The organism is Shewanella waksmanii, assembly GCF_043643685.1.
In the GTDB taxonomy this organism is placed as follows: domain Bacteria; phylum Pseudomonadota; class Gammaproteobacteria; order Enterobacterales; family Shewanellaceae; genus Shewanella; species Shewanella waksmanii_A.
Genome location: NZ_JBHZSN010000002.1, coordinates 291,940 through 315,851, shown reverse-complemented (window position 1 = coordinate 315,851; position 23,912 = coordinate 291,940). Strand labels below are relative to the sequence as shown.

The following is a 23,912-nucleotide window of genomic DNA, read 5'->3' as shown; positions in this document are numbered from 1 at the left end:
ACTAAACGAAGACAATGATTTAAGGTAACCCTTAAAATTTGATTCATATAATACCACCTACAAAAACATTTAAAAGTTATAATCACTGGTATTCATATAACAAAAAAAGATATCAAATTGGATTTTGCCACGCAATTAAGCTCAACCGCGTGGCATTCACTAGTTAAAAGCTTCATTGCACATAGATTTGCAAGGTTTCAGGCAGTAAGCATAACGTTTGTGAGCACGCTTGAACGGTTACAGAAACAATGAGATCCGTTGCGTTAATATCATCTAATTGAGCGCTAATCACAAATTGGTCTTCGTATAACAATAAAGTCGAAGTATCAAATTCAAGGTGCTTTTCAACAAACTGCGGATACTCTACCTTCGCCTGTCCAGAACTAAATTTAACTTCAGTTGCAATTAGACGACTATTTGTAATTTGATTGGCATTGACATGCCAATCATCCGCCATATCGAAGTGCAATGACACACCAAAGCTGTCTCGTGATATCTGAACTTTGCCATTTCCCTTAGCAAAGGTCGTTTGATTAATGGCAATTGGATTCAAACTGTCAGCCATATATGAAATAAACGCATATTCATTTACAAGCTGTGTTTGCCATTGACCGTTTAAGGGGCTTACAGCCTTAGCATATTGACGATATTGTCGATTTGGGATAATTCCGTAGCCCTGCGTTAACGCCCCGAATACGACACCTCTGGCTGAGGGCAGCTCACCATCCCGATTTAAATTAATCAACTCTTGAAGTGAATCTGCATCAGAGAGCACCGAAATCATTTTTTCCAGTAAAAACTCACTTCTCGCGTAAGCAGACAACACTCGATTCATGTTTTGACTGCTATCTTTGTCGGTGTTGGTAGCATAAAAACTCAACATCATTTGCGACTGAGCAAACCAAGCTAAATCTTCTAACTCTGCATTAATTGCCACTCGCTCTGCAAACAAACTGCGATAGACAGTGTCACGTTCGACCAGAGATTGCCATAGTTGATTAGACAGCTCGGTGGCGGATTGCAAAAACTCAGCTTGACGGGTGACTTGATAAGCTTCAAGCAAGGCAACAATATATAAACTGTTCCAACTTAAAATGACTTTCTCATCAACTAGCGGTTTGACTCTACTTTCTCGACTTTCTGCCAATTGTTCGACAATCGTGCTTCTAGACCAATCTTTAGAAAAATCAATTTGACTACGTTCATTGGCTAATTGTTGGTAATACCGTCCTTCAATTCCATCTGATAAAGCCGATACCGCAGAACCCATCCCCTGAGTTTGCTTTAACCAACGCTCCCCCCAATCAACTGTTTGCATGATTGCTATTCGATAACGCTGCTGCCCGGTGATAGCATAGAGCTTAGCTAACACGCGAATCATATTCGCTTGGGTATAGAGCATTTTCTCATAATGCGGCACTTGCCATTGTCCATCAACGGCATAACGATGAAAACCGCCTTCGACAGCATCATAGGTAGGACTTTTTAAAATAGAATCAACATGGTTTTGCACTTGCCGTAAAAGCGTTATATCACTGCTACGCATATACTCATCGAGTAAACCTAGCAACCAATAGGCACGAAAAAATCGGGGGCCATCACTACCCTGCTCTTTTTGCAGTCCACTAGCAATATCCTCATGTAAACTCGGAAGCGCTTGACGCCACTGCTTATTCGATAAGGTAACACTATTACCTTTTATCACTGGTGGCTTGTCCAAAAGAAGCTTTTGTTCGACTCGCTTTGCTAAAGCGTTAACTGCAGATGGCTTCGATTGCCAGCGTTTTGCCAACCCAACTAACACTTTAGAAAAAGCTTGCTTATCAAGATATGACTCAATCCAAATCAATTGGCCATCAGGGGTTAAAATGGCGTTAATTGGCCAACCAGCTTCGCCCTTAATCGCCTCTAATGCCGATTTAAAGCGGTTATCGACCAGCGGCCACTGCTCTCTGTCCACTTTAACGCTGATATAACTTTCATTGAGCAACTCAGCCACAGTAGGATCGTTAAAACTCTCTTCTGCCATCACATGGCACCAATGACAAGTGGAATAGCCTATTGAGACAAACAGCAGCTTACTGCTATCACCACTGCCTTGGTTATACTGTTGCCGCCATTCATACCAATCAATTGGCTGTAATGCATGGCTTATCAAATAAGGCGAATTGGCATGAATTAATGCATTGAGATACTGTGGTTCAATGACAGATGAGCTAATCACTTGCTGTTCAACCAACCAATCTTTTAAGCCGTTATAAGCGACAATGCGCTTTGCCTGTTCATCACTTGACTGTGCACCATTTGCCTGCGCATACACATTACACGCTTGCAGCGACATGATGGCAAACATCACAGCCTTCACCATTGTCACTGCCAAATTTTCTACAACTTTTCGCATATTTAACGACGTAATTATTCTGCTGGATAAGAGATAGCGTAACTGCGGTTCGCATCAACTTGTTCAAACTGCTGACGCTTACCGTTTGGCCAAATCACAGTGACTTGTGCCTGCTTGGCCTTGCCTAACCCAATATGCTGCTCTTTAGGATGTACCGACATATAGCCTTGGCTACCGTTAACTTGGCGCCATGTGTACCCATCGTTTTCGGTGGTAACAATAATTTGTGCGCCAATGGCATCACGGTTAACACCGTTTTGCGGAGAACCCTCTAAGGTAATCTTCAGCCAGTTGTTATTTAGCTTTTGCGCCTGATTAGCAAATAGTTGCGCGGTATCATGATAGTTATTTACCGCTACATCGAGATCGCCATCGCTATCAATATCTAAATACGTCGCAGAGCGAGAATTGCCGATAAAATCCAAGCCACTCAAAGCAGAAACATTGTTTAGTTTGCCACCACTATTGACGAAAAATACATTACTGGCTTTAGCTGCATCAGGAAAGTCAACATCTAGCAACTCACCGGTTTCGGGGTCGGTATAATAAGGGTTTTTCTTGGAGTAAACGTAATAGTCATTCATGCCATTAAGTACATAAAGGTCGTCATCACCATCATTATCGACATCAAAGAAGTCGGCATCCCACGCCCAGCCCGTTGACGAAAAGCCACGCCCAACTAAATCACTGTGCTGATACTTAAGTGCGCCCGTAGCATTCTTGGCTGATAAAAACAGATCGTTACCCTCTACGACCCGCATATTAGCCAGCTTATCAGGGTTAAATTCAGCAGTGGTGTCTTCGCTAGGCAGTACGTATTTTTGATCTTTATTCATGGTGACAATATTAGACACATAAACATCCGCAATGCCATCACGGTTAAGATCACTTAAACTCAAGTTCATAGTATACGAAGGTTTATCGGTACCAATACTGGTAGCATAGTCTTTAAACCCCTTGCCTTGCTGGTTGATATAATAGGCATTTACACCAAAGTCATTACCTACAATCAGATCTTGCCAGCCATCCATATTCAAGTCGGCATGGGTGACAGATTGTCCCCACCCATTATTATTTGCACCCAACGCTTTATTGGCTTGCTTAAAAGTAAAGTTACCTTTATTGATGAACAGCACATTTTCGCCGCCATTGTCATTGCGACGTTTCAGAGTAGGCAAGTCCCCTTTTAAATAGTTACCAAAATACTGGATATAAATATCCAATAAGCCATCATTATTAAAGTCTGCAGTGGTTGCTGGCCCTCCCACAGAGCCAACACCACCTAAGTTAACTTGAACACTGATATCTTCAAACTTACCAGAACCATCATTTCTGTACACGTGATGCAGTTCATCAACATAAGTGATAATAATATCTTGGTCGCCATCATTGTCCCAATCTGCAATCAATGGTTGTCTCGGCTCCCCAGCGCTGTTTTTTGCCCCTGGTTTTCGGCTAAGGTTAACCAAACCAGATTGTTCAGTGACATCCATCAAACCTTTGCCTGTATTAACAAATAGCTTGTTACCCAATCCACTGAGTACCAACATATCGGTTAAACCATCGCCATTAATGTCTTCCGCGGCAATACCACTACCACCAAACGCGGGCGGAATGGTGATGATCCCGGTATCAGCATCTTTTTCTAAATAACTACGTAATTGGCGACTTAACCAATCTGACGAGCGATGTTCGGCTTTAAAGTTCTGATCATTTGAAATATTTTCAAAATACTTCACCTTAGAGTTTGAGCGATTTTTACCGGAATCAGCCGATACTATGGTGGCTTTTACGTTTTGTTCTGGTTGGTATTTAGTGTGAGCTGCAATGTTGCTTTCTATCGACTGATAACTTTGTGCAATCAGCTCCGCAGACAAATGCTGCTGCGACGACGCTTTACCTATTGCACCTGCTTCGCGCAATAATAGTACACCATAGTGAGCAATTGCTTCGCTTAACAGCTCCGCAGCAAATGGATCGGCCTCGAGCTTTACCATCTCTTTAGCATCGACTAACGCTTCTTTAAAGTAGACCCAATGTAACCCAGAATCTCTAAACGCATCCATATCGTAAGATTCAATTATCACTTGCTGATCTTTTGCGTATTTTGGATAGAAAATGACATCTTCATATTCATTGACATCATGGGGCAAAACACTGTGCAGCGCTGCAGCAACGTCAGCTTCTTTAATGGTAATTCCCTTAGCTTGCTGAGCATAGGCTTGTGCATTTAAGTAAAGCGTGCCCGAAAATGCAATCATCGCTTCGGTAAAGTACTGTTTAAAACTCGCTCTATCGCGCTCAGCCTCGGGCATCGCGAGCTTCGCGAAATATACCTGCAAATTACGGATAAATAGTGTTTGATTGACATCATTGTACTGAGAAAATGCTGCGATTTTTTGGTCTATTAATTGCGTAAGTAACCCTGACTGCGCACCCGCAACTAACGTAACAGGCTGATTGCTGTCAGCAGATTCAAATTCAGGAAACAGTTGCAACCAACTGCTTTCGATATGGTTAGTACTTACTTCATACAAGTCCGCTTTACGTGCCCTTTCATCCGCAAGTTTAAGTAGCGATAAAGTCACCAAGTCAACTTGCTCCGTAATATAACTTGTCGCTTGATCAGACAGCTCTGGAAGTTCTAAATCAAAATCCAGCAATACATCTTGCTGCACAGCTAACATGGCTCGCAGCGTATAGGCGATAGAGCCATAATGCTTTTGGTCACGCTCGGTAATCGTTACCTGTTGGTTATCTAGCTCGACCTGCCAATATGCCTCGGCGTCAGATTTCACCAAACGCGTTTTAAATAAGTTATTTGTTGCGTCAGCAACAGCTTGCTCAGTGAGGGGATCTTGTGCCGGGTAAGCTTTACTTGCCACCATCCAAATCTGTTTGACTAACTGCTTTTGATATTCACTTTTGGCGTAGCGAGCACCTTCAGACAATGGGGTACCGTAAATCAGTCCTTCCAGTCGAGTAGCTGTGGCATGGCATTTAGGGTCTTTATCAGACTCCAACTGACCCATTAACTTCAAAATACCATCATCAACGGGCGCAAATTCAAACTCAGTATTGGCTTGCACACCACCGGCAAACATCGCCACAAATAAACTACTGAGCGCCATGCGCTTAATTTTTGATTTAGATGTAAAACTGACTTCGGCGGCTAATCCATCGTTAAACAAGCGCATACCACTCTCCATTGCCATTTTAAATGGCATATCATTATAGTTACTCAATTTTTATCATATAAGAAAATGCCGATATTCATAAGATATCGGCATTTAATTTAACACTAATTTCTATTGGCTTGCCTGACCGCTAATAAACGATAAACACTCAATAGACTTAACAGCACCAAGAGGTACCAAGACAGTGAACCACTGCTACTACTTTGCTTAGGCTTCTCAGGCACTAACAGGCTCACGGTAACCGTATTATTTTCAGGGTTAGTATCGGTTTCAGCACTGTCGATGCGCCCTGACAATTGATAACTACCAGTATTAGCCGTCGTGACCCAAACAGTCACAGATTGTTGCTGGCCATTTGCTAGGTCATTGAGGTTACATGACATGCCAGTATCGACCAACGAACATCCTGCTGGTAACTGACTTAAGGTAATCCCACTGTCGGCATCAACATTCAATGCCACTTGGGTTGCATTACCTAATGAGTTGTTACTTACAATAAACTCAACTGGCCCAGCCTGGTCGGCCTGTGGGAAGTTAGGAGCTTGGGCAAACAAACTAATATCAACGTCTTGAGCGCCAAAGTCAGCATTACTGGTTAGATACCAAAGACCCATTCCTTGCTGAGCGTCCAAGGTAATCACATCCAAATCACCATCTGCATCAACATCCATCAGCAACGCATCAACAATATCCACGCCAGCAATAACATTACCGCTACTACGAATATCATTGATACCATAATAATGCCAAACGCTTACACCTTGAGCACTGATAAACACAAGATCGACAACACCATCTCCTTCAAGATCGGTGACCTTAATATCAGACGCTTGCGGCAGGTTGACGGTACTCAATTGCGGCGTTCCAGAGAAAATATCAATAACCATAGTCCATCGGCTATCATGATATACAAACCCGTCGATTTGCTCATTACCGTCAATATTACCGGTAATGAACTTACTCACACCGTTAGGTAGGCCTGTCACAACCTCTGCTTGCCATCCTTGCTCAGTATAAGTCGCAATAATAGGCGCTTCACCGTCTCTCACCAGCAACAACTGCTCTCCATTTGTGCTGGATATGTTAGCCACACTGCTAATACCTTGTTGACTTGTCAGCTGCTTGAAACTAGAGCTAGATGATGCTTCAACTGATGAGCTTTGCTCATTAACTGACACTTCAGACAATGGCTGCTCATTACCAAGCGATAAAATGAGGTCAAACAAGTTAACCAACTCAACCACAGTATTACCACTGCCGATACCAGTATAAACGGCTATCTCAGCTTGGCTAACACCGGCCAAAATTAGCTGACGGTTACCGTCATTGCTTAAATCGGCTACCACAGCAAAATCAGCACTTATGGCATCTAACACTTCCATGCTACTGACTGTTAGTTGTTGATCCAACATATAGGCTCGACTAACACCGTTATTACCGCCTAGCCCAACAATATCAAGCTGACCGTCTCCGTTAATATCGGCAACCAACATTGCAGTGGCTGGCGATAATGCATCAATTGAATTTTCAAACACTAAATGACCTAAACCATCATTTACGCGTATTTCAAATTCACTATTGACAGGATTGAAAGAAATCAAGTCCACATTGCCGTCACCATTGATATCAATAGCGGTACCCACTTCAGTTGGCACACTAGAGACTATTTCACCAGGTATTACAGCAAGTGAGTCTGCAATTAATAATTGCGCCTCAGCTGTTAGATCATCGCCAATATTAGTAGCAGTTACTGACATGACAGCTGTAACGAAGCCACTATCCTCGCCACTACCTAAGCTTAATGCTGCACTGTATTGGTTATCCGCTGATAAACTGTCTTCTAATTGACAACTTACCGTCTGTGCTTGAACAGTACATTCGGCTGGCAAACTCGTCACCGTGATTGAATCTGACAAAACAACATCAAACATGACGGATTCAGCATTGGTTAGGCCTGTATTATTAAGTTCAACAATCAAGCTGACAGCTTGTTGTGTGGAGGTTGGCGCGGGAGAGAAATACAGGTTGGCAGACAATGTTGTTTCATCTGGCGCAATAACCCTGAGAGAGTACTCTTGAGTGATCGGCGCTTCAATTTCTCCGTCAGTAACCCCAAGCACAACAACAAAGGTTTCACCTATAGCAGATGCAGGAGCTGTACCCTGAACTAAACCTGCTGCAGAAACTGATAACCAATTAGGGCCTGAAACCATCGAAAAGACTAAGGTATGCTCAGCATCAACATCTTCAGCAGAAAGCTGATATTGATAGGCTTGTTCAGCGACAATTTCCGTCACTGGCGTAGAAGTAAAGACTGGCGCGTCATTGACATTTACCACCTCAATACTGAACGCTGCAAGTGAATCACTCTCACCTGCCTTATCTGTTACTGAGATTTGAATATCGGCGCTTACACCTACATCATCGTTGTCTGGTGTGCCTGACAGTGTACCTAGTTGAGTATCGAACATCGCCCACTGTGGTTTATTGACAATGCTAAACGTAAACTCTTCATTTTCATCGTCATCATTCACGGTTGGCGTAAAGCTATATACCTCGCCTTGTAAAACACTTGATGGGGCAATACCTGAGATAACAGGTGCATCGTTGACATTGACCACTTCAATATTGAAGCCAGCAAGCGATGCTGTCTCAACACCATCGGACACAGAAATCACAATACCAGTAGTAATACCTATATCATCACTCATTGGCGTACCGCTAATGGCACCAGTTGTAACATCGAACGATGACCAACTTGGTAAGTTCACCACAGTAAATGATAACGTATCACCATCCTCATCTGTCGCTGTTGGCATAAAGTGATAATTTTGTCCTTGCTCAACAACCGTCAACGGTGTGCCAGAAATAACTGGTGCTGAGTTGACATTGACCACCTCAATGCTAAATGGGTCTAAAGAAGCTGAGAGCTCTCCATCAGAAACTGAAATAATGATATTGCTGGTAACACCTACATCTTCGTTATTTGGCGTACCACTTAAGGTGCCATCTTCCGAGTTAAAGCTTGCCCAGCTGGGTTTATTTTGAATACTGAATTGAAGACTATCCGCTGCGTCGCCATCATTCGCGATGGGGGTAAAGCTATACAGACTACCTTGATTAACAGAGGAAGCTGGGACACCGGTAATAGTCGGTGCTTCGTTAACATTTACTACCGTAATATTAAAGCTCGGCAATGGTACCGTAACGGTGCCATCTGAAACTGAAATAACAATATTAGTTGTTATTCCTACATCTGCATTAGTGGGCGTACCGCTAAGTGAACCATCAGCACTAGAGAATATGGCCCAAGCTGGTTTATTTACGATGCTAAATGTTAAGCTATCCCCCACATCATCATCACTACTACCAGGTACGAAGTTATAAAGCTCCCCTTCATTCACTGATGTTAAAGGCGTTCCTGAAATAACTGGCGCATCATTACTATTGATAACTTCAATATCAAATGCTGCAAGGCTCGCAGATAAAGCACCATCTGAGAGGGTAATTACAATCGATGAAGTCAATCCAACATCACTATTAGTCGGCGTCCCCGTTAAAGAGCCATCGCTGGTACTGAAACTTGCCCAACTTGGTTTATTGACAATCGAAAACACTAATGTATCTAGCGCATCAGCATCACTATAAGTTGGTGCGAAACTGTAGGCACTATCTTCGAAAACCGAAATTGCTGGGCTGCCTGAAATGATGGGTGCATCGTTAAAATCGTAATTAACGGCATACTGAGTCGCAGCAAGATTACCATTATTTGCGCCATCAATTGCTACATTAGCGGCAACATCAAGTGTTACGGCCGCCTGAACTGTTGGAGTAACACCAATGCTGTAGGTTTTAGCATCAGAACTTGCCAATGTACCAAGGTCAGCATTATTAACGGAGATATCATCTTTGGTAAACCCTGTCACATCTTCACTAAATGTGAAGGTCGCTGTAAATGATGAAGCCACATCACCTGTTGGACCCGAAATTGTCACTGATGGTGCTTCATCATCAAAACTAATGACTAGCGTATTTGAAACGGTATTGCCATTGCCCGCGGCGTCTTGAGCCGAGCTAGCTGCCACACTTAAATCAACGTCCAAAGTCCCTGTAGCACTGACTGTTATTTGATAATTTTGCGCATCAATAGCATTAAAGCTTTCAATGGTGCCATTAACAATAGCAATATCGGATTGGTCAAAACCTAGCACATTTTCATTAAACACAATGTCTACAACAAAATCACCGGATTGAATACCACTCGGGCCTGATAAGGTCACAGAAGGTGCATTTGTATCAACAGCAAACACACCACTTGGGCCTGCTGCAGGTGCTGAATTAGTACTGAACCTTGCCGTCCCCGCTGCAATACTTATCCCAATAGACCCTTCACCGGCTAAATTCGATAGGCTGACTTGTGCATTAGAACTATCGCCATCAATAATGGTAATGTCAGCACTTGCATCGCCAGTGGTATTAAGTGTGACATTTGATGCTGTTAGGTTGACCTGCTCTACATCAAGATAATCCACATCAAACGTTACCGGACCAGAGCTTGCCAACAACACAGATGGTGCAGAGATGGTCAAGCTTGGTGTCGGCGTTACCACCACACTTTGATAATCGAAGCTAAGCTCAAAAGCAGCAGTATTGGTGACGTTATTATCTAGAACATCATCCGCCACACCTGCGGGGATATTCAACGTAACGGTGCCGTCAGTTGTTGGCATCACATCAACAGCATAAAGCGTCGACGATGTGCTAACAAAGTTGGTTAGTGATGCATTGGTGACAACAATATCATTAACATCAAAGTTCTCGACTGCATCAGAAAACTCAATATCCATGCTGATAGTTGACTGCGATGTTGGGCTTGTCACATCAATGGAAGTTAATACTGTAATCTCGTTAACCGTAAACTGTGATGAAATCGAATCAAAACTGGTATTTATGCCATCAACCGTTGCCGAAAACAAAGAAGTACTACTAGAGTATGTGTTAACTGGCATATTCGCAGGTAGATTGAGCGAAACTTCAAAACTACAACTACTTGATGGATCAAGTGTTCCACCATTAAGAATTAGTTGATTGCCCGAAATAATTGCAGAAGAACCCGCGCCACACACATCTGGCTGCGTGACTGAAGTAACTGTCACACCCGAATAAATCGTTGTAAACAGCTCTGTAAAAGCGATATCTGATACCGCTTCAACTGGGTCGGCATTATTAATCACATAAACAACCTTGGTTGTCGCAGCAGCATTACCAATTCTTAATGAGTCAGGTGAAAAACTTTTTGAAAAAGTGACATTAGTAATTTGCAGATCCGATGTCGCTGCAGGTGAAGACAAGCTATTGCCATTAACCGTTGCATCAACAACACTACTGGTAAAGGTGTAAGAACCAGCTGCTGCATCCGCAGGTACAGTGACAGGCACCGAAAACTCACAGGATTCCGCAACCCCCAGAGTACCCCCTGACATAGTCAGCGTTGTGCTACCTGTTATCGTAGAACCAACACCACAGGGCTGTTCGGGTAAACTATTAACAGAGATATTAGGCAAGACAGTAGCTAAATCAATAGTAAAACCTATATCTGTAGCATTTGCAGACGAGCCGGCTCCGTGAGTTAACTTAAAATCTAAAGACGTTGCCCCACCTTGACCAACAGCAGCTGGACTATATGAGAAGCTTAACTTTGGTGCCGCTTCAACTGAAAACGCAATACTGGCTGAAGGTGACGCAGATTCAACATTTACACTATTAACTAAAGCACTGATTGCGGCGGTGGAAAACTGGTAACTACCAGCAACAAAGTCATCAGGTACTAAATAGTCTAAGGTAAATGTACAACTGGCCCCAGCAGCTAAACTCATGCCAGAAAACGTCGTTTTCGCTTCCACAAAAGATGAAGGTGGTGGCGGGTTAAAACTTGGGCTAAAGCTTGCGGTACCGGTACCATTACAATATCCATCAGCTGGTGGCGTAGTGGTAAAAAATGACAGTCCTGCTAACTCATGCACAAAAGCAACATTTGTTGCAGAGTTCGCGCTATCAACGTTAGTTAATACATATTCAACACTGATCACTTCCCCCGCTGCCACTGAAGTGCTAGGGCTACCGCTTTGTAATGTTCTTAACGCGATGCTCGGAGCGCTATTAACAGTAAAACTACTGGTTGAATTATCTGGTGTTTGTGTTTGACCATTCAATTGATAGCTAATAGCCGAAATAGTATTAACGTAGCTACCCGGCACCGCTGCTACCGGCACATCAATATTGATATTAAATTGACAGCTAGCACCCGCCGCTAAGCTACCACCGCTGAAACTCAAAACTCCGCTACCAGAAAGGCTCGAGCCCGCCCCACAAACATCACTGAGATCACCGCTCGACACCAACCCCGCCAATGCGCTATTTAAATCAGCGGTAAAACTGATGTTTGTAGCAGCATTACTACGATCACTATTGAAAATCGACACTTCTATTGCACCTGAACCACCAGGGACCAACGCAGATGGAGAGAATTTAGCGGTAATAAAAGACAACTCAGAGACATAGCTAGCACTAATCTTACCGATGGTTCTGCTTATTGCCGGATCGGTAATTTCACCACTGACGATATTTTTAACCCCAGGGCTACTGGCAACAACATCAAAAGAGAAACTACATGCGCTGGAATCAGCGTATGACCCAGGAATTGCGAACGAGTTAGCACCTGAGGCATTACCATTAACAAAATTAGCACCGCAATTACTAGAATAATTAAGCGGTGATGCCAATACAACATCGTCGGGCAAATTGATCGTACCAAAGGGCACCCGGTAAAAGTCACCAAAAAATAACGGTAAATTAGCCATTGAAACCGTTAGCGTATTAACGCTCTCAACAGATAGTTTATCGTTAAGCACAGACATGCTGATGCTGACATAATTTGGGTCGACGGACAGCTGAATAGGACCTGCTGGATTGCTTCCAACGCCTTCACTAGAACTCAGCCCAGTAACATCCAAATCTAAAACGGACAAAGAAGCAACACCGGAAGCAGCCATATCAAACATGAAGTTACAGCTTTCACCGGGCGCCAGGGTATAATCGGCAGCCGTAAAAGTGGTGGTGTCGAACGTGTAGTTACCATTCGAACAGCTTGTACTAAAATTAATCGGGTCGGCAAAAGCTAAATAGGTATCATCTGGAATCGTGACGCTAAAGCCAATTTCTCTAAGCGGTAGCCCTGTTTGATTATCAAGCACTAACGTTAATGAGCTGACACCACCATTACCTATTGTGGAACTCGAATAGGAACCTGATAAGCTCAAATCTGTGCTGGCTGCCCAAGTTTTAGGCGAGATGACTAGCATCATAAAAGTACAAATATAAACAAACAGCTTAATGATATTTGCACTTTTACTTATCGATTTATCCATGGTAATACCCTTTATCATAAAAAGCTGCCTAACGCACATTGTCATTTAGCGCAACAACACCTAAATATCATTCTTAGCGACTAACCCAAAATTTCACTATTTGCTACTAGTACTTTTCGAATAGTTTTTCACGACTAATTCTTTGCGTTCTTTACGGTGAAGAAGTGGCAACACACTTTCACTCACCACCATTAAAAATATTTTGACTGGTTTTATCTTTCGCATTTTGAGCTGCATAAAGATTTAAACCCTAAAACCACCACACCCTTCTAGTGCGAAACTCTTTAAAGCACTTATTTAGCTTACATTTTGAGCAGCACAAGCGAAACATAATTGTAACAGCTTTTTCAAAAGTGTGAATGATTTTGTGTTATGCTTACGCCATTAAAAAATACTCAACAATTTCAGTGCAATTTCTATCTACAACAAAAAAAACGATTATTTTTAGGGAGTTAAAATATTACAAACATAAAGAGTGTAAGTATTTAAATTCAAAGTATTGCCATTGATATTACTAACTGGTTTTACCATTGACAGTTTTTTGACGCCGCCGTTTGATTTATGTTGCAGCTAAGTTAAAATTAATCCATTCGTATAAATATAGGTATGAATATGAAACAATTCGTATTAACAGCACTATTTTTGTTTGTTGTGTTCATCAATCCGGTCCATGCACAACAAAAATCATTTATCGCCAGTGCTACTGATTTGGATATTGATGTATATGAAGTTGAGTATGACGTGGCTACCATTACCCTATCAGGTCCCAACGGCTTCTTTAAGAAAATACAAATTGATGCTAGTGATACGAAAATAGACTTTGACAAATTAGGTGCACTTGCAGATGGCCGCTACAAATATGAAATCCAATACGCCAACAACGGTGGGGTTGAATTTGTGACCGACCGCAAAACGGGTCGCGATGGTGCTGTAAGAAACTTGGGACAAATTGAAGTAGTCACAGGGTATTTTAATGTCAAGGACGATGAGTTTGTGATCACAACTGAAGAGAATGAACTCATCCCCCCTAGTAGTAACCTTAACCAAAACTAACCAAGCAGTAAGAAAACAAGGGAATAATTATGAAAACGTTTAAAATTGGCACATTGACCATGTTGCCACTTACGCTTGCAATCTCTACGACGGCGTTAGCGGACCAAGTATACAATGACGACTTAATCGTCGGCGGCAGTGCTTGTGTTGGCATAGATTGCAGTAATGGTGAAAACTTTGGTTTTGACACAATAAGATTAAAAGAGAACAACCTACGTATTAAATTTGATGATACCAGTGTCTCGTCTAGCTTCCCAAGAAATGATTGGCAAATCACCATTAACGATAGTGTTAATGGTGGTGCGGAAAAGTTTGCCATTGATGATATCACCAACAACAAAACACCATTTACCATCGAAGGTAATGCGCCGGCCAATACGCTGTATGTCGATAGTAATGGCCATATCGGTGTCAAAACTAATGCACCATTGGTAGATATCCATGTTAAAGAAGGTAACACACCAACTTTACGCTTAGAACAAGATGGTAGTGCTGGATTTACGTCTCAGTCATGGGATGTCGCAGGTAATGAAGCTGGCTTTTTTATAAGAGATGTAACCAATAGCTCTAATCTACCTTTTAGAATTAAGCCTGGTGCACCGAGTAACTCCATTTTCGTCAATGGTAATGGAGATGTCGGTTTAGGTACCGATGCACCAGCCGCCAGTCTTCACATAAGAAATAGTATTAGCCCCACTGCGTTGCGAATAGAAAACCCCCTTTACGGCGATTCCTTTGTTGTTGATAACAATGGTAATCTAGGTTCCGGCACGCTCGAACCAAGTGCTAATGTAGATATTGAAAACGTCGGTGAAGTTAAAGTTGAGTTAAATGATACATCTACAGGTGATAATGGTCAATGGAGTATCATTGCCGCCAATGACTCCAACGCAAATCCAGGCTTTTCTATCACACGACATGGAAGTGGTACTCGTGAATTTAGAATAGATTCAAGTGGAAATGTATATGTTAATGCAGCGTTAGTTCACCCTGATTATGTATTCGAAAAAGACTATCCATTGATGCCGATTTCTGAACTAGAAGCATTTATCAATGAGAAAAAACACCTACCAGAAATACCTAGCGCCAATAATGTAAACACGTCGGGATTGAATCTATCTGCACTGCCTCAACAGATTTTAAAGAAAGTGGAAGAATTAACCTTGTACACTATTGAACAAGATAAACAGATAAAACACTTAACGGGGTTAGTTGAAAGTCAACAGACCGAATTAAATCAACTTAAAACCACACCGAATAGTAAAGGTTAGCCCTTATATCGCTGAGAATCCGTTATGCTTTCAGCATAGCGGATTCTTAATTTCTAAACTCATTTCACCCAGAGGGGGAAATGAGGCATCAAAGTAACATGAGTTATTTAGACTTTTTCTCATGAGGAAAAGATGTTAAATGAGACTTACCACCTAGAAACCTAACTAGCTTTTCCAAAGCTTGCGCTTCAGACACATTTAGTACAAGTAAATCAGCTGGCCTATGACGGAAATAATCTTGTACAGCATAATTGTGATTTTCATAGGCTTTTATTAATACGTCCTTTTTGTATGGTTCATCTTCTGGAGACATGAACAACGCTCTATTCATCTCCCAAGGACGACCTTTATAGAGCCAATTATTTGCATTTATAAGGTCACTCTTATTGGGAGGTACCTTACCAGAAGCATATAATTTGCCGTGAAACCTAATCAGCGAGCTATACCACTCCTCGCTACTATTCCTGATAGTCAAAATAAACTTACTTCTAGGGAAGGCCATGTCCATTGCTTGATAGGTATAAGGAAAGCTAAAAGGTGCATCCTGAAATGCATCTGCAGATTGACAATAGTCAATCACTTTACCAAAATCCCTTTTTGCCCAATTTGAACTAGCCAAGATTGCAGCCCTTTTTTGATCTCCTACCTTAAAACCTAAACTTTCAATAGCGACCTTTAACGACGTCGTACCAGTCTTATTAAAACCGACACAAAATATCTTACTAAAAGACAATACTATTCCCTTATCTTAATGAACCCTATGGATAATTCTCTAAGCATTGTTATTTTTGATAAAAACGTGCTTTCGCCACCATATTATCCCTAATCCCTTTAACCGGTGCATATTCCAAGCTGTTTCGCTGTTGTGCAGACAAAACATCAAGTTCTTGCATTGAAACCTTATCTAAGGCTGCTTTAGCATTATCTGTTGCATAGTCCAACTGTTTCATTTCGTGAAAGCAAACTTTCTCTACAGCCTTCACTTCTTGCGCAGACAATAGATCTCGATACTTATTACAGTTATTTTCCATGATACCCTTTGAAAGGTTACTCCATGCAGAATTCATTTGAGCATTCTTTTGCGTCAGCTCGTCCAAATAAAACTCTAGCATTTTAGGAGCATACTCTAAGCCTAAAAACTGACATAAGGAAGTCAATTCAGCTTCAGGCCGAGTCACCATATTTTCGTATGTAATAGTGTAAACTTGGTCTTTTAGCAGTGCCCTCATGGCCATAAAGCCTTGCTGGTCTTTTTTCCATTGCTGTGCAGCCTCTACAACTCCACCCTTTATATTTTTGTTCAACTTCCAAGAAAGAGCCATATCCCTAGGGTCACGAACTTGGTAAACGAACTTCGACTCCCCAAAATACTTAACTAAATAAGGGTAAAACTCGTAGATTTTGTTTTCTTTAACGAAGACTGAAGTCTTACCATGCAGCCTAGCCTCATGCAAAAATAAATTTTTCAATAAACTAGGCAGATCACCTGGTTCAGCGAAAGTCAACAACAACTCTACGCTTAGTTCTGTTTTCCAAATTGAAAAATCTACCTTAAACAATGTTACTATGTCCGCAAGTAAATCTAACCAATTGTCTTGTATTGCTAAATTTCCGTAGCGAAAATAGTTCTTTAATACTGGGTTAAGAATGTGTTTTGTCGACGGTCCAATCAATTCTGGGTGGCCGTTCATCAACTTAGTGATAAAGTTGCTGCCTGAACGTTCAGAACACATCAAAAAAATAAACATCAATTTCATCTCCAAAATCTATTATATGCCAGTAAAATACTAGGATCCGTGACTAGTTTTCTTGATATCTCAAATTGGCTTTGACCAATATAATCCTTTGGTAAAACACAGCCTAAGCCGGCCAATTTATTATGCACTTGTTGATACACTGTCTTGGGGTCCTGACAAAACACCTCGTAGCTAACCTGTAATTTTTTTGTTGAGCAAACTGCACTTAGGCCATTATCAACAGCTTTATTTATGTAATAAATTTGCCCAGCTACCTGTTCATAGTTGGACATATCTTTAAGCAATTCATATTCAGGAAATTTAAATGAATACCAATCATTATAAGTGCCGTATTGCCTCTTTCTAGCTTCCATCGCAGATGCAATATTTGCTAGAGGCTCCCTCGTCAACTGAATGAAAAGTGCCTTATCGAATAATTTCGCAAGAAAAGGAATATGGTAGTTCATTACCATTGCTTTAAGAGCAAAAGGTTTTTCTAATACATTAGAGACTCCATACAATTCCCTTTTAAAGGTCACAGAGTCAAACTCAGATTCTAAATGTTCCGTATCAAGCTCTACTAAATTGTCAAAATCCAAAAATCGACGCCAAAAATACCAGAACTCGTTTGGTGAAGTTAAGCCCTGTGTCTTACCGTTAGCGGATCTGAAATCAGTTCTTGAGCAAAAATCGCCAAGCTCGTCGCGATAATTAAGGCTAGGTTCACTGAGTAGTTTTTGTATTTTTGAACCGATAATGGGAGAGCCATAAAAACGCGACATTAAATTGGTAGGATAAGCAATGCTTCCTAATGAAGCGAGCCATTGCATAAATAGAGTTGAACCTGATCTATGAGGGCCAACAATAAATATCAATGGATAGCGCTGCTCTATTTCTGCTTCAAGTATTTGACTCTCTGTATACCATAGTTCACTGTTTAGCTCGTTTAAGAATTGCTCTAAAGAGGCGTTCCTAGCAAAACTTTCAACTCGATTTTTATTCATTGTTTGCTCTCTAGAAACTTGAAGATCAAACTTACAATACGTTTCATATCGGTAATGTCATACCGATGGTCAATGGGCAATGGAATTAAGCAATTAACAAGAACCATTTCATCTTCGTATACTATATCGTTTAGTTCAGGCCAATACTTCGCGACATACACCTGATTACTAATCAAATACTCAGACAATCCTGGAGCAGCTAACAACAACGGATAACTCATGGGAGCTGATATCTGTGCATCAAATAAACTAAGTCCATTTAAATGATTCAATCGACTCGCTAAGTACTCGAAATTAGCAGCTCTTGCATTCATTGCGGTCTCATAATCAATCAGACTAAGCAAGTGCCCTGTTAGCTTACTCATTTTCCGAACACCTACATGAGACAATGATTCGTCATTTTTCTTATATGCGCTGTAATAATGAACAGCCCGGTCCTCAAAACGACCAAGTAAATGCTCCATTCTGCTGCCAGAAACATCAGTTCCTGTGCCCGATAATACGTCTTCTTCAACTCCATAAAGATAGGCACCATCAGCTACCCCAAAGAACTTCCTAGCGGAGTAAAAGTAATATTTTACATTTTCGGTCATCTTTGAAAAAAAGGCTTGGCTATTATCTACAATTAAGTGAGCGCCAAAGTGACCAGCAAGTTGTGTGACATAGTCATCTTTAACACCAAAATAGTTTACATAAAGTAAATATTCAGACTCCTTTAATACGGGCCGTTCTACAATACCTAAGTCTTTATTTATATTGTAAAAATCATACTCAACATTTAAGCTTTTAAAAACGTCTAGCACAACATGACACATATAGTAAGGCACATAAATTTTTGATGGTTTACACTCTTGCAATATTAAGTAAAGAGCAGAGCGCGCCGTATTTAGCTTTAACCCATGGTGATAATGGCACTTTACCTTTGGTAGCTCTAACTCGAAAAAGCCACCTATTTCATGATTTGTCATGAACATCCTTAGGATGAACCAAGAAGAAATCTTCTCTCAATAGATTGCTTATTTCTTCTTTATCTAAAAACATGATCAAATCAATGACAGATAAGCCGCGAACAAATGCTCTATCTCTGCCTTGCTTATACTCAGAAAAACAGGTTCTTAAGTAGTTTAATTCAATGCCCTCACGACTGTACTTACCTTCATCAAATAGTGTCCTCCCACCGTAAGGATTTATGTATTGAGTAGCATTTTTTGCCTTACTTATCATCAAAGCCCAATCGCCAGGTCCATCAACTGAACTGCGGTCAAAATGTATATCTGAGGAGTTTTCGAGAGAGTGAATATTTATGTCCAAGTATTTGCACACTGCTTTTATAGAAAGAGTCGACAAATCCAGAAAACTATTGACATCTCGATCAATAACATTGCTAACTAAATCAAGTCCGACGCCATAGTTTTTAGCACCTAAGTGTTTGTAAACTGTTAGCTTTCCTTTTAGCGCCTCTCTCCAGCCAATCTGATTGTTAATCATTGCTTCTCGTATAAGTGTTCCCTTAGCATGCTTACATATAGGAACACTTATATACTGATAATCTTCTTTAATGTCTGGATGAACAACTCTATTTCTATTCATCCAAGATTTTTTATTGTACTGCACCTCATCAAAAACAACCCATCTATCTACATGATTGATAAGCTGGAAATACCCCAAATAAGGGAAAAAATAAGGTTGCATAATGCCTAACTTCATACCAAATCCTAAGCAATGGTCGTTCAAGCGAGTTGACTAATAAGTACATTATCAAGTTTTTTGATCACGCCTCGACTTTCCAAGTCACTTATCGTGTCACTCGAAAAAAACTGCTTATCAAATTCTTCGGCAATATCTTGTGAACTTGCTAATTCTTCTGCCCACCGCCGCCAATGCCAAGCCTGTGCAGGTCTAAATGTAGAACCGATTTTATCCAAATGAACTCTAATTGATTTAACTTTATTAGCAAAGCTCTTTAGGTCTGTAAAAGGCACATGTAATAAACAAAGGTCTGCACCCTCAACTTCAACTATTTCCTCTCTAGTTTCAATTGAGTGAAATCCTGGATTGATACCCTCTACCTCTCTAATGTTTGACATCATTTTCGGGCCAACCTTGTGCATTATCCAAGGCATGCTAGGATTATCTGCCATAAAATCTCGCGACATATAAACTGATTTGGCTACCACTTTTAAATTCAGTACATCATCCAGAGAGTAACTCTGTTCATAAAAAGGTATCGAGTTCAGTGTAGAGGCTATATTATATCTATTTAAAATTATAGTATTACAAGATGTAATTGAGGCCGTTTTACTTATATCTTTATACTTGGATACCAAAAATTCATCGGCATCCATAATAACGTACCAGCCTTTACTAAACGCCTGCTTAAATGCAGAAAACATGTCTAACCTTCGGTTTTTAAACTCTAGTGAGTCGATTGGCATAGAAAATATATCTCTATGATAAACAACGACTTTAATATCTTCTGAGTCTGAAAACTTTCTGATCAATGAAACATTAAAGGGCTCAATACTTCTATCAAAAATAAAGTAGTTCTTAATACCCAACTTTTTATGATACTCGATATTCTTTCGTAAAAGCTCGGGTTCGTCTTTTACATTGATAATCGCTGTTATATCCAAGGTTAACCCTGCCATGGTAAATATTTAATATCAGTCACTTAAATTATATTTAATAATGCGTCTTTAACGCTGCATACATCGCGAAAATACACCATTTGCATGGGCGTGTAAGCTTTAAAATTGTTGACCTTATAGTGCTTTTCTGCCTGTGGCTCTAGACTAAACAGCGCAGCATAATAAGCCCTATACCCAATTTGATGTCGTCAGTTCGCCTTTATACCTACTTGTTGGCTAAATGAAACCGATAATAAGACTTACTAAGTCAGTGTCACTTAAAATCGTATGCGCTTAAGCACACGGCATACGAAGTCCTCAGACAAAGTCTCACTATGAGCTGATTGTACACCGAATTGCAACCGTCTATTAAGAGTACTTTCATCCAGGTTTTCACCGATAGCGTCCATACATTTAGTGACATTAGTGCTGTTGTAACTTGCAATAGAAGATTCGACCCAACGAGTAAACACCGGATCATCTATCTCATTTGTAAACTGGCTAAGCTCTTCAGAATAATCCAAACGATGAAGAATAAATGCGAATTGCTGGGACACCCACATCGGGCTCGATTCTCCCTGAACCACAGCCACTTTTGAATATGCATAGGCCATATGCCATAATTTTCTCAAGATATAGAGATTGGCCATAGTAAACCTACAAAATATATGCTTAGGCTCAATAGAGAAAGCGATCTCCATCAACTTATCTGCGTCGGCGGGCTTTCCTAGTTTTTGATTAGCTATTGCTGCAACACTAAGATAATAAATATTGTTTGATTCTTGCTTAACCAAAAACTGGGAAACAGTGAGGAACAGTTCATCGTAACCAGCAGTTCCTAACCATTTTGAAATCTGATGTAGTGCACCATAGGAGTTCCTATCAACTCCTTCTAACACCCGACAGAAGTGATCGGCATTAATGATATCCCAATTGATCATACGACCTAAATTGTCTATGGGCTCCTGCTTTAATACAGTCAATAATTCGTCAAAACTGTTATAAGGGTAAAAAGGGTTATCGATGCTGGCTAACACCGGAGGCTTAGTCGCTGCTACCGGAGGCGTAGTTTGTTGATAATCTATGCATTCATTTTCTGATTTAATTTCAGCTAAATACGTCAATTTTTCCCACAGTGTGTCAAGTTGACACCTAAGCCCCCTTGGTAAAATATCTTTTATTTCTATTGGGGCCTCTTCTCTTAACAAAGTTCTATCTAGCGCGCTATCAAGGCATGTAGGGTCGATGTCGAAGCCGGGTACTAATTGAGTTGGATCAGTCAGCTCAAATAAGCCCCTTTGGGTTATAAGTATACAGTCATCCTTATTTGCCACATAAAACTCTAATAGCTTTTGATTGTATGCTAACCACATCTTTTGCGCCAAACTATCAATCTGCCAAAAAGCAAAATGATTCGTCTTGCCAAGCTTAGCTTTAGTTGCTAGAACATTGGAATGACGCCGAAAAAGTGAATCACTGCATGTAGCCCAATGGCGAATCACCAACAAAAATTTGGCTTTAACCCCATTATTAACTAGTGCTTGTTGCCATTCGTTGAGAAATAAACATATTCGAGGATCTTTTACTGCCCATTGTTTATGTTGCATCGCTCTATATTTAATGTATGCGTCTAACTCACTTACCTGATTGAATTGTAACGAAGCTTCACCGTGATACTGCCAAGATGTTCCAGAATCAATTAAGGCCCGATTGTTGATTGAAACAGCTTGTCTATCTTCAAAGTAACCTTTTGGATTGGCAAAATTGGCGGCTAATAAGTCATCACCAAAATGCAATCCTGCATTCGACAACCAGTTACCCGTAAAAGAGGTCGCACTGCGATGAAAGCCAGTAACGACCAGAGCTAATTGTTCAGCCTGTTCACTTGACATCATTAACTTCCCACTCATTTATTAAAAAGCGAAGGCTAGGATATAGCTCCTTAGGTACTTTCCCAACATACAGCCAATCTATAGTATCAGGGCAAATAAACGGCTCGCCAAAAATTTGCTGATACTCAGCTAAATTATCCTCCCAAACCTCAGTATGGTTCGGTTGGTTCGTCGCAGCACCTCCATGATACTGGTGAAATGTCCCCTCTCCCAATAGGCAGACTTGCTGACAGTTTGGTAGGACGACAGCCCTTTGGAAAAAATCTAAATTAACTAAGCCTCCTCCGGCTTTGACAAATCTCTCATCTAATCCCCCTAATTCGCTAAATACTGTTTTAGACATAGTAATTGCATTACTTTCAGAAATTGCCGAAAACCAGCCGTTCTTGCAGGAGCCGCCAAAGGAAGATATTTCAAACAATCTATAGCCATTACTTTGCCAATCTAACGAAGAAAGAAGAGCATCTTCAACATCTTGGCTGTAGCCTTGTTGCTGACTAAACTGCTGAGCCTTTGCGCCTAAATGGAAGCCTAAGGTAGAAACGATTACTCGGTCATTCAATTTTGAGGCAAGTAATGACATAGAAATAAGGTTAGGACTGGCCATTCTGGCGCCATCAATCCAGAGTGTCACGAGATCCGTTGTTGCTGCTTCAACCCCCAAATTTAATGCTTGTGCAGGGCTAGATATAGGGTCATTGATGGTAATAAGAGACACATTTTCTGGCATATCATTTAATGTTAGCGGGTTCGTCGATCCATTATCAACAACGATAATATTTACATCACTTAGTGCAATACCTTTTTGATAGGGAGGTAGTAAGGTCGTCAAAGTCCTAGGTATTTCGCGCTCCATATTATAGGCTACGACAACTACTGTAATACTCGCCTGCTTATTAGACATCTCTACTCCATCACCTACCTAAGCTTTCCTTCTACCCAACTATCACATTTGGTAAATGAAGAACTTTACTTATAAACTTAACACTAAAAAACACTATCTATTCAAAAACTACTGTGTGGCAATGTTGGCATCTACAGAGCAATCGCCTGAGCTTATGCTCGCTTTGTACAGTAATCGACTGGCTGTTTATAGAGTTCAACCACTAAAAATTCACTTAGCGTATTCTGACAATACATAGTTTCTTATTTTTTCTCTATTAAGCTCACTTATAACGCCAACAGATCTAACAGAAAGGTGATGCTTATCGTAAGTCATAAGCTCGCCATCCAAGAAATTCAAAACCAGCATGAAATAATATTACAGGTGCAACGGCTAGCGCCCTCATCCCATCAATTTCAGC

Annotated in this window: 13 protein-coding genes; 2 read left to right on the top strand and 11 right to left on the bottom strand. The window is 40.8% G+C overall.

Annotated features, from left to right (window positions below; translation table 11 throughout):
- Window positions 1–172: 172 nt before the first annotated feature.
- The 3 genes from ACHUFW_RS04240 to ACHUFW_RS04230 form a co-directional block, all read right to left on the bottom strand.
- The gene (locus ACHUFW_RS04240) at window positions 173–2,353 is read right to left on the bottom strand and encodes a DUF255 domain-containing protein (protein WP_394201133.1); all 2,181 of its coding nucleotides are present in this window, start codon (window positions 2,351–2,353) and stop codon (window positions 173–175) included.
- Window positions 2,354–2,415: 62 nt separating this feature from the next.
- Window positions 2,416–5,646 (bottom strand): CRTAC1 family protein, encoded by a 3,231-nt coding sequence (locus tag ACHUFW_RS04235; RefSeq protein WP_394200855.1) that lies wholly within the window; start codon window positions 5,644–5,646, stop codon window positions 2,416–2,418.
- A 56-nt stretch (window positions 5,647–5,702) separates the two neighbouring features.
- A complete protein-coding gene (locus tag ACHUFW_RS04230) occupies window positions 5,703–13,025 on the bottom strand; it encodes a DUF7933 domain-containing protein (protein WP_394200854.1) in 7,323 nt (2,440 codons plus the stop codon).
- A gap of 612 nt (window positions 13,026–13,637) precedes the next feature.
- On the opposite strand from ACHUFW_RS04230, the gene ACHUFW_RS04225 reads away from it, so the two are divergent.
- Complete coding sequence (locus ACHUFW_RS04225; protein ID WP_394200852.1) at window positions 13,638–14,078, top strand: hypothetical protein; 441 nt, start codon at window positions 13,638–13,640, stop codon at window positions 14,076–14,078.
- Window positions 14,079–14,107: 29 nt separating this feature from the next.
- Complete coding sequence (locus ACHUFW_RS04220; RefSeq protein ID WP_394200850.1) at window positions 14,108–15,349, top strand: hypothetical protein; 1,242 nt, start codon at window positions 14,108–14,110, stop codon at window positions 15,347–15,349.
- A gap of 103 nt (window positions 15,350–15,452) precedes the next feature.
- On the opposite strand, the gene ACHUFW_RS04215 is transcribed toward ACHUFW_RS04220, so the two are convergent.
- From ACHUFW_RS04215 to ACHUFW_RS04180, 8 genes are all read right to left on the bottom strand, one after another.
- Window positions 15,453–16,082: a sulfotransferase gene (locus ACHUFW_RS04215; RefSeq protein ID WP_394200849.1), complete on the bottom strand. Its 630-nt coding sequence runs from the start codon at window positions 16,080–16,082 to the stop codon at window positions 15,453–15,455.
- A gap of 49 nt (window positions 16,083–16,131) precedes the next feature.
- Complete coding sequence (locus tag ACHUFW_RS04210) at window positions 16,132–17,106, bottom strand: sulfotransferase family protein (protein ID WP_394200847.1); 975 nt, start codon at window positions 17,104–17,106, stop codon at window positions 16,132–16,134.
- A complete protein-coding gene (locus tag ACHUFW_RS04205) occupies window positions 17,103–18,089 on the bottom strand; it encodes a sulfotransferase (RefSeq protein ID WP_394200845.1) in 987 nt (328 codons plus the stop codon). Before ACHUFW_RS04205 ends, ACHUFW_RS04210 begins: the two co-directional genes overlap by 4 nt.
- Complete coding sequence (locus ACHUFW_RS04200; protein ID WP_394200843.1) at window positions 18,086–19,057, bottom strand: hypothetical protein; 972 nt, start codon at window positions 19,055–19,057, stop codon at window positions 18,086–18,088. The genes ACHUFW_RS04205 and ACHUFW_RS04200 overlap by 4 nt, the downstream gene beginning before the upstream one ends.
- Complete coding sequence (locus ACHUFW_RS04195; RefSeq protein WP_394200841.1) at window positions 19,044–19,796, bottom strand: WbqC family protein; 753 nt, start codon at window positions 19,794–19,796, stop codon at window positions 19,044–19,046. Before ACHUFW_RS04195 ends, ACHUFW_RS04200 begins: the two co-directional genes overlap by 14 nt.
- A gap of 23 nt (window positions 19,797–19,819) precedes the next feature.
- Entirely contained in the window at window positions 19,820–20,737 is a 918-nt protein-coding gene (locus tag ACHUFW_RS04190) for a glycosyltransferase family 2 protein (protein WP_394200839.1), read from the bottom strand.
- A 257-nt stretch (window positions 20,738–20,994) separates the two neighbouring features.
- The gene (locus ACHUFW_RS04185; RefSeq protein WP_394200837.1) at window positions 20,995–22,611 is read right to left on the bottom strand and encodes a hypothetical protein; all 1,617 of its coding nucleotides are present in this window, start codon (window positions 22,609–22,611) and stop codon (window positions 20,995–20,997) included.
- A complete protein-coding gene (locus ACHUFW_RS04180) occupies window positions 22,598–23,512 on the bottom strand; it encodes a glycosyltransferase family A protein (protein ID WP_394200835.1) in 915 nt (304 codons plus the stop codon). Before ACHUFW_RS04180 ends, ACHUFW_RS04185 begins: the two co-directional genes overlap by 14 nt.
- Between the last annotated feature and the right edge of the window lie 400 nt (window positions 23,513–23,912).